This window comes from Pseudomonas sp. Marseille-Q0931, from assembly GCF_940789645.1.
Classification (GTDB): Bacteria; Pseudomonadota; Gammaproteobacteria; order Pseudomonadales; family Pseudomonadaceae; genus Aquipseudomonas.
In genome coordinates, this window is record NZ_CALNWT010000012.1 from 192,123 (window position 1) to 199,719 (window position 7,597).

At 64.3% G+C, this 7,597-nt stretch carries 8 protein-coding genes; 2 read left to right on the forward strand and 6 right to left on the reverse strand.

Going from position 1 to position 7,597, the window contains the following annotated elements:
• The 4 genes from P3C50_RS18975 to P3C50_RS18990 all read right to left on the reverse strand — a co-directional run bounded on the left by P3C50_RS18975 (position 1) and on the right by P3C50_RS18990 (position 3,313).
• Entirely contained in the window at positions 1-840 is an 840-nt protein-coding gene (locus P3C50_RS18975) for a DMT family transporter (protein ID WP_275547140.1), read from the reverse strand.
• Between the two features lie 119 nt (positions 841-959).
• A complete protein-coding gene (locus P3C50_RS18980) occupies positions 960-1,766 on the reverse strand; it encodes an outer membrane protein OmpK (RefSeq protein ID WP_275547141.1) in 807 nt (268 codons plus the stop codon).
• Between the two features lie 417 nt (positions 1,767-2,183).
• The gene (locus P3C50_RS18985; RefSeq protein ID WP_275547142.1) at positions 2,184-2,750 is read right to left on the reverse strand and encodes a TetR/AcrR family transcriptional regulator; all 567 of its coding nucleotides are present in this window, start codon (positions 2,748-2,750) and stop codon (positions 2,184-2,186) included.
• Positions 2,751-2,779: 29 nt separating this feature from the next.
• On the reverse strand, positions 2,780-3,313 hold the full coding sequence (locus P3C50_RS18990; protein ID WP_275547143.1) for a PaaI family thioesterase: 534 nt from the start codon (positions 3,311-3,313) through the stop codon (positions 2,780-2,782).
• A 93-nt stretch (positions 3,314-3,406) separates the two neighbouring features.
• Between P3C50_RS18990 and P3C50_RS18995 the strand changes: the two genes are divergently transcribed.
• Positions 3,407-4,606 (forward strand): Bcr/CflA family efflux MFS transporter, encoded by a 1,200-nt coding sequence (locus tag P3C50_RS18995; RefSeq protein WP_275547144.1) that lies wholly within the window; start codon positions 3,407-3,409, stop codon positions 4,604-4,606.
• A 14-nt stretch (positions 4,607-4,620) separates the two neighbouring features.
• Complete coding sequence (gene lpdA, locus P3C50_RS19000) at positions 4,621-6,021, forward strand: dihydrolipoyl dehydrogenase (protein ID WP_275547145.1); 1,401 nt, start codon at positions 4,621-4,623, stop codon at positions 6,019-6,021.
• A 120-nt stretch (positions 6,022-6,141) separates the two neighbouring features.
• Here lpdA and P3C50_RS19005 read toward each other — a convergent pair whose 3' ends face one another.
• On the reverse strand, positions 6,142-6,507 hold the full coding sequence (locus tag P3C50_RS19005) for a DUF5064 family protein (RefSeq protein ID WP_197854902.1): 366 nt from the start codon (positions 6,505-6,507) through the stop codon (positions 6,142-6,144).
• Positions 6,508-6,554: 47 nt separating this feature from the next.
• Positions 6,555-7,481 carry a carbamate kinase gene (gene arcC, locus P3C50_RS19010; RefSeq protein WP_275547146.1) on the reverse strand — a complete coding sequence of 309 codons (927 nt, stop codon included), beginning with the start codon at positions 7,479-7,481 and terminating at the stop codon, positions 6,555-6,557.
• Between the last annotated feature and the right edge of the window lie 116 nt (positions 7,482-7,597).

Consider the following 7,597-nt stretch of genomic DNA (forward strand, 5'->3'; position numbering starts at 1 on the left):
CTAGCTGCGTTGCCGGCTGCCCAGTACCAGCGCGATGCCGCCGAGCACTGCAACGGCGCTGAGCATCAGACGCAGGCTCAGCGCTTCGCCCAGCAGCAGGCTGCCGCCGATGGCGGCGAGGATCGGTACGCTCAACTGCACCGTGGCCGCCTGGCTGGCACGCAGACCGGGCAGGGCGCTGTACCAGATGGCGTAGCCGATGCCCGAGGTCAACGCGCCGGACAGCAGTGCGTAGAACAGGCCAGGCCCATCCCAGTCGAGCTGTCCTAACAGTAGCGCCGCCAGCAGTAATGCCAGCGGCGTTGCGCGTATGAAATTGCCCGCGGTCACCGCCAGCGGATCGCCCAGGCCGCGTCCAAGCAGGGAGTACGCGCCCCAGGCGACACCGGCCAGCAGCATCAGCAATGCGGCCAGCAACGGTGGCGCGCTGGCGCCTGGTAGCAGCAGCGCCAACAGGCCCGCCGTGGCCAGCGCCGTACCGAGGCTGGCGGCCAGGCCCAGGCGTTCGCCGCGCAGCCAGCCCCAGAGCAGCATGCTCAACTGCACCGCGCCGAACAGCAGCAGGGCGCCGGCACCGGTGTCCAGTTGCAGGTAGGCGAAGGAAAAGGCGGCCGCATAGATAAACAGCGCCAGTGCGCCAGGCCAACTGCCGGCCATGGGTTGGCCGCGTTGCCGCAATTTCAGCAATAACCACAGGGTCACTGCACCGCAGAGCAGGCGAATGGCGGTGAAGCTGGCGGCGTCGATTTCGGTTTCACGCAGTGCCAGGCGGCATAGCAGCGAGTTGCCGGCGAATGCCAGCATGGCAAGGGAGGTGAGCAGCAGGATACGCGGAGGCATCGTCCATCCTTGGGTGCAGGTCTGGTGATGCCTCGCAGCTAAACACGTCCGGCGGAGGCTTGGCATTGGCGGAAGGTCGCAAATCCCTGCGACCTTGGCCACTTAGGCGCGGGCGTCGATCAGAAATGCGCCTTGACCAGCAGGCTGGCGGTGTTCTGGTTGGTCGGGCCGACGAAGTTGTCGCTGACGAAACCGCCATCCTTGATGCCGTACTTGTTCTTCCAGTAGTCGTATTCGATGCCGACGTACAGCTGTTTCTCGCCCCACTTCATCGCCTTGCCCAGGTCGTACTTGATCTGCGGGTTGAAGTGCAGGTTGGCCTGGTAGTCGCCGCGGCGGTTGCTGTCGTTGTCCACCACCCAGTCCATGAAGCCATCGATGAGGATGTCCGAGTCGCCGACCGGAATGGTGTAGCTCCACACCGGGGTGATCTGCCAGACGTTCTTGCCCGGGCGGCTGCCGTCCGGTTTGCGCAGGTAGGTGTTGAGCTGGAAGTAGTCGAAACCAGGGATATCCAGGTCGAATGCCGGGCCGAGCAGGTAGGCATCGACGTCCTTCTCGCCGAACTCGTAGGTGAAGGCCAGCAGCACGTCCTTGATCGGGCCGAAGGAAAGGTCGGCGCCGGTGATCTTGCCGAACGACAGGCGCGGGCTGAATTCGCCGTAGTAGGTATGGCCGTCGCCGTTACCGTTCTGTGCGTCGGTGTTGAATTTGATCAGGTCGGTAAAGAAGAACAGGTCACCGAAACTCCAGCCGCTGGCATGCTCGAAGGTGATGGTCTGCTGGATCTCCGGATCGATCTTGAAGTCCTGCCCGTAGAGGTAGGTCAGGCTGTTGTTCTGCCAGTGCAGCAGATCATCGGCGACGGCGTGGCCGCCCGCCAGCAGACCGCTGGCGAGCACCAGCGAAGAGAGTGTGCGATTCATGGAAGCTCCTGGTGGTTAAGACGTGTCGTTATGATTTTTTGTGGCTTGCCGTCCCGGCAGACAACCTTTGGGCTGTCGCGAGGCGACGTGAGAAAACGCGCCCGGCGTTTTAAACCTGTCCGCCCGGTCAGGCTGGTACTGCTCTGAGCAAAAAGGGCGCCAATTCTCGTGTTTGCTCATAGCCGTTGCAAATCAATTGGATACGCATGCGTCTCAGGGCAGCTTTCATATGCTTGTTGCACCGTTTTCTGACCGACAAGACAAAAACGGCCATAACTTGGTGCGCCGCCGTCTGAGTGATGTCAGGCGGTGCGCATGTAAGGTGCTTGGGATGCGACGGACGTATGAGCGCCCGAGCGCAAGATCGCTGCCCGCAGCGCGCCCATGGAGGGGAACGCGCAGAGCGCCGCCTTGCTGTTAGCGGCCCTGCGCCTGTTCGATCAGTAGGCGCCGGGTCGTTTTCAACAGGCGGTCGGACAGCTCAGGGTCCTTGACGCTGCGTGACAGCATCAGGGCGCCGACCATGGCTGAGAGCAGCAGTACGCTTTGCTCGTCGGCTTTATCGCTGTCGAGGTCGCCTTCGATTCGCATCAGACGTTCGCGTACCAGGGCGTCGGTGGTCTCGCTGGCTGCGCCGCGCTGGCCCAGCTCGGCAGACATGGTCGGCAGCGGGCAACCGGCGCCTGGGTTGGCGCGATGCGCGCTGGACAGGTAGCTGGCGATAAAGCGCGTGAGCGGCGTTTCGGCATCCTTGCCCAGCGCTTCGGCGTTGTTGGAAAGCTCCTGCGCGGCGTGACGAAGTGCGGTCTCCACCAGATCATCCTTTGACTTGAAGTGGGCGTAGAAGCCGCCGTGGGTCAGGCCCAGCGCTTTCATCAGCGGTTGCAGGCCGGTCGCGCCGACGCCGTCGCGGCGAAAGCGCAGGGCCGCCTCCTCGATGATGCGTTGGTGGGTCTTGGCCTTGTGATCTTCCGAATAGCGCATGGGCGTTCCCGTCTTTCAAATGCCGGTCGTCATCTTACACCTGCGTCGCTGTTCTGGCGCGGGGCGTTCAAGTCGAGAATCAGGCAGGTGGTGGAGGCAACGGCATAAAGGCGTTCATCGACGTCATACAGGCGACCCTCAGCCAGGGCCGTGGAACGACCGAGGTGGATGATGCGGCCTTCGGCGCGCACTGGGCCGGCCTCGCTGCGCAGCGCACGGATGTAGCTTACCCGCAGGTCTGTGGTCGTATAGCCCTGGCCCGGCTTGAGCAGGGTGGCGATGTAGCCGCCGTGCACGCTGCCCAGCGGGTTGTAGTGACGCTGACCCGGCGTACCCTGTAAGACGAACAGGCCGCTGGCCCAATGCATCGGAGTGAAGTCGAGCACGGCGTTGATCGGTGGTGACGGCAGGTCGCCGCGGCCGATAGCGTCGAAGAAATCCATCGGCGTCATGGCCGCCACTTCGGCCAGGCTGAGCGTGCCGGGGGCGGCGAGCTGGCTGCGAATGGTCTGTTCCTCCGCGACCCAGCTGGCGAGGCGGGCCTCACGTGATAAGGCGGTCATACGGGCTCCTAGTAAAGATGATGGACGACATTCAATGTTTCATATTATGGTTGAAATATTAATAGCCGCCAGTCATCCGGCTCGGAGCCTGTCATGCGTCCATCCCGAACGTTGTTGATCATCCTGATGCTGCTCACTGCGCTCGGGGAAACCTCCACGCAGCTGCTGATCCCGGCGTTGGGCGAGCTGGAACGAGGGTTGAGTGCCGAGCCCGGCAGCAGCCTGCTGGCGCTTTCGTTATTCGTCTGTGCCTTTGGCCTGGGACAATTGCTGCTCGGGCCGCTGTCCGACCGATTGGGGCGCCGCCCGGTATTGCTGCTCGGGCTGAGTCTCTATCTGCTGGCGACCCTAGGCATGTTGCTGGCGTCGAATATCGAGGTGCTGATCGGCATGCGCGTACTGCAGGGCCTGGGCGCTTGCGCTGCGCTGGTACTGGCGCGCGCCATCGTCCGCGATGTGTGGCAGGAGCAGGCGGGGCCGGCCCTGGCACTGACGGTGCTGGGTATGTTCGCGGCGATCGTGCTGTCGCCGGTGGTCGGCGGTTTGCTGACCCAGTATGGAGGCTGGCGCGCGCCACTGCTGGCCACCCTGGTGCTTGGCAGCCTGGCGCTGTTGTCCGTGCTTGGCGGCTACCGCGAGACGCATCTGCAGCGTGACCCGCAGGCTGGTCGTTTCAAGGGGCTGCTGGCCAACTATCTGCAGGTACTGCCCAGTTGCCGATCGCTGGCGCTGACCATCGCCTGTACCTACGGCGCGATGTTCGTCGTGGTGGCCGGCTCGTCGTCGATATACATCGGTTTGCTGGGGCTGAGCGCCGCGCAGTACGGGTTGACCTTTGCCCTAATGGTTTCCGGCCTACTCGGCGGTGCGCTGTTCACCCTGCGCAACGTGCAGCGACTGGGGCCGCAGCGGGTCGTCGGGATCGGCGTGGCGCTGGTGCTGCTCGGGTCGCTGCTGACCCTGGCAGTCTACCTGCTGTTCGGCCTGTCGCTATTGGGGCTGTCGCTGCCGCAGGTGCTGGTGACGCTGGGCGGCGGCATGCTGCTGCCCGCCGCCGTGGCCGGCGCGGTGCTTCCCAATCCGCAGCGCGCCGGCTTGGCAGCGGGGCTGATGGGCTTCTCGCAGATGGCCGGCGCCACCCTGGCGGGATTGCTGCTCGGCGCCCTGCAGGATGGCTCGGCCTGGCCTATGGTTGCCTTGAACGCGCTGTTCGCCGTGCTGGCGTTTCTGTTCTTCCACCTTCTGCGTGTCCGCCCGGCCGTTACGGCTGCGGTGGCCGGCAAACTTCCCTGATCGAGGACAAAGCAATGAGCAGCTATGACGTGGTCATCATCGGCGCCGGCCCCGGCGGCTACAACGCCGCCATTCGTGCCGGACAGTTGGGCCTGAAGGTAGCCTGCGTGGAAGGGCGCGAGACCCTCGGCGGCACCTGCCTGAACGTCGGTTGCATGCCGTCCAAGGCGCTGCTGCATGCCTCCGAACTCTACGAGGCGGCGGCCGGTGGCGAGCTGAGTGCATTGGGTGTGGAAGTCACACCGACGCTCAACCTGGAGCAGATGATGAAGCAGAAGGCGGACAGCGTCGAAGCGCTGACCAAGGGCGTGGAATTCCTGTTTCGCAAGAACAAGGTGGAATGGATCAAGGGCTGGGGGCGTATCGACGGCCCTGGCCGCGTGCAGGTCAAACTGCACGAGGGCGGCGAGCGGCTGCTGGAGACGAAGAACATTGTCATCGCCACTGGCTCCGAACCGACGCCGCTGTCCGGGGTTAGCATCGACAATGCGCGTATCCTCGACTCCACCGGCGCGCTGTCGCTGCCAGAGGTGCCCAAGCATCTGGTAGTAATCGGTGCCGGGGTGATTGGCCTGGAGCTGGGTTCTGTCTGGCGCCGCCTGGGCAGCCAGGTCACGGTGGTGGAGTACCTGGAGCGCATCTGTCCCGGCCTGGATGGCGAAACCGCCAAGACCCTGCAGCGCACCCTGGGCAAGCAGGGCATGGGCTTCAAGTTGGGCACCAAGGTCACGGGCGCGAAGACGAGCCAGTCCGGCGTGACCCTGACGCTGGAGCCGGCCGCCGGCGGTCCGAGCGAGACCCTGGAAGCCGATTACGTGCTGGTGGCCATCGGCCGACGCCCCTACACCACGGGGTTGGGGCTGGAGAGCGTCGGCCTGAATACCGACAAGCGCGGCATGCTGGGCAACGAAGAACATCAGAGCGGCGTGCCCGGTGTGTGGGTGATCGGCGACGTCACCTCCGGACCGATGCTCGCGCACAAGGCCGAGGACGAGGCGGTGGCCTGCATCGAGCGCATCGCCGGGCACGCTGCGGAGGTCAACTACGGGGTGATTCCCGGCGTGATCTATACGCGCCCAGAGGTGGCCAGCGTCGGCAAGGGAGAGGAGGAGCTGAAGGCAGAGGGGCGTGCCTACAAGGTCGGCAAGTTTCCCTTCACCGCCAACAGCCGGGCGAAGATCAACCACGAGACCGAAGGTTTCGTGAAGATCCTCGCCGATGCCAACACCGATCAGATTCTCGGCGTGCACATGATCGGCCCGAGCGTGGGTGAGCTGATCGGCGAGTACTGCGTGGCCATGGAATTCTCCGCCTCGGCCGAGGACATCGCGCTGACCTGCCACCCGCACCCGACCCGCTCCGAGGCCGGGCGCCAGGCGGCGATGGGCGTGCATGGCTGGACGATGCAGGCTTAGTGAGCGTTTAGCCCTTGCCCGCCGGTCTCTTCGGGTTGCACCTTGGCACGCGCCAGGGCTCGTAGCCCGGATGCGATCCGGTAAATGCGCCGAGCGCGCCCAGATTGCATCCGGGCTTTATCAGGGCACGTGCTCGAGATTCACCGGTTCACCTGGCTTGATGTGCAGCTTGTTGCGGATATCGGCGAATACCTTGTCGTACTCGTCGCGGCCACGCATGACCGGGCTGCAGTTGGGCGGCAGGCCATGGCGGGCGGCGATGCGGGTGGCGACGCTGGCGAAATTGAAGGCCACGTCGCGGTGCAGTTCGAAGGCCTCCTCGAAGTGCCGGCCATCCACCTCGCCAACCATGCGCATATGCAGCATCGGCCCCTGCTGCGTGTCGTTGCGTACTTCGTAGTAGAAATCCACCGAGAAGGGCGGCGCCAGGCGCAGGCCTTCCGGGCGGTCGAGGTTGTCACGGTGCAGATGGCCGGGGGTGAACATTTCTGTGCTCCTGCGAGAACGCGGCGAGGCCGAGGCCTCGTCACGGATCAGCGGTAATCGATGCCTTCGGTGTCCAGACCGATGCGAGTGCCGGAGCTGCCCTGAACGATGGCCTCGATGTTTTCCAGCGAGCCGATCACGGCGGTTTTGCCGGTGTTGCGCGCGAACTCGCAGGCGGCCTGCACCTTGGGCCCCATCGAGCCGGCGGCAAAGCCGAGTTTTTCCATTTCGTCGGGGTGGGCGGCGGCGATGGATTTCTGTCCGGGTTTGCCCCACTCGACGTAGGCCGCGTCGACATCGGTGGCGATCACCAGCAAATCGGCATTCAGTTGTTCGGCCAGCAGTGCCGAGCACAGGTCCTTGTCGATCACTGCCTCGACGCCGCGTAGCTGCTTGCCGTCGTACATGGTGGGAATGCCGCCACCACCGGCGCAGATCACTACGCTGCCCTTTTCCAACAGCCATTTGATCGGGCGGATTTCGAAGATTCGTTGTGGTCTGGGGCTGGCCACCACACGGCGAAACTTGTCGCCGTCCGGGGCAATGCTCCAGCCTTTCTCGGCAGCCAGGCGTTCGGCCTCTGCCTGGGGGTAAACCGGGCCGATGGGTTTGGTAGGTTTCTGAAACGCGGGGTCGGCGCTGTCCACTTCGACCTGGGTGAGGATGGTGGCGAAGGGCACTTCGAACGGCAGTAGGTTGCCCAGCTCCTGTTCGATCATGTAGCCGATCATGCCTTCGGTTTCGGCACCCAGTACGTCTAGCGGGTAGGGGTTGGCCGCATCATAGGCGTTGCCCTGCAGGGCCAGCAGGCCGACCTGCGGGCCATTGCCGTGGGCGATCACCAGCTCATTGCCGGGCGCTACCTTGGCAATTTGTCGGCAGGCGATACGCACGTTTTCGCGCTGGTTTTCCGCAGTCATGGCTTCGCCGCGGCGAAGCAGGGCGTTGCCGCCCAGGGCGATGACGAGTCGCATGGTGTTCTCCTTGTTCGAGGTTTGGCCCGGCTGCCATATGGGGAGGTGAAGGAGCTATTCCCGGATTTCATCCGGGCTACGTGACTGCGTCACCGGACAGACTCTCTCCCCCGGCC

What these genes read in the sequence shown, in the direction of transcription:
- P3C50_RS18975 (WP_275547140.1), bottom strand. Translation starts at nt 840, where the DNA reads ATGCCTCCGCGTATCCTGCTGCTCACCTCCCTTGCCATGCTGGCATTC.
- P3C50_RS18980 (WP_275547141.1), bottom strand. Translation starts at nt 1,766, where the DNA reads ATGAATCGCACACTCTCTTCGCTGGTGCTCGCCAGCGGTCTGCTGGCG.
- P3C50_RS18985 (WP_275547142.1), bottom strand. Translation starts at nt 2,750, where the DNA reads ATGCGCTATTCGGAAGATCACAAGGCCAAGACCCACCAACGCATCATC.
- P3C50_RS18990 (WP_275547143.1), bottom strand. Translation starts at nt 3,313, where the DNA reads ATGACCGCCTTATCACGTGAGGCCCGCCTCGCCAGCTGGGTCGCGGAG.
- P3C50_RS18995 (WP_275547144.1), top strand. Translation starts at nt 3,407, where the DNA reads ATGCGTCCATCCCGAACGTTGTTGATCATCCTGATGCTGCTCACTGCG.
- lpdA (WP_275547145.1), top strand. Translation starts at nt 4,621, where the DNA reads ATGAGCAGCTATGACGTGGTCATCATCGGCGCCGGCCCCGGCGGCTAC.
- P3C50_RS19005 (WP_197854902.1), bottom strand. Translation starts at nt 6,507, where the DNA reads ATGTTCACCCCCGGCCATCTGCACCGTGACAACCTCGACCGCCCGGAA.
- arcC (WP_275547146.1), bottom strand. Translation starts at nt 7,481, where the DNA reads ATGCGACTCGTCATCGCCCTGGGCGGCAACGCCCTGCTTCGCCGCGGC.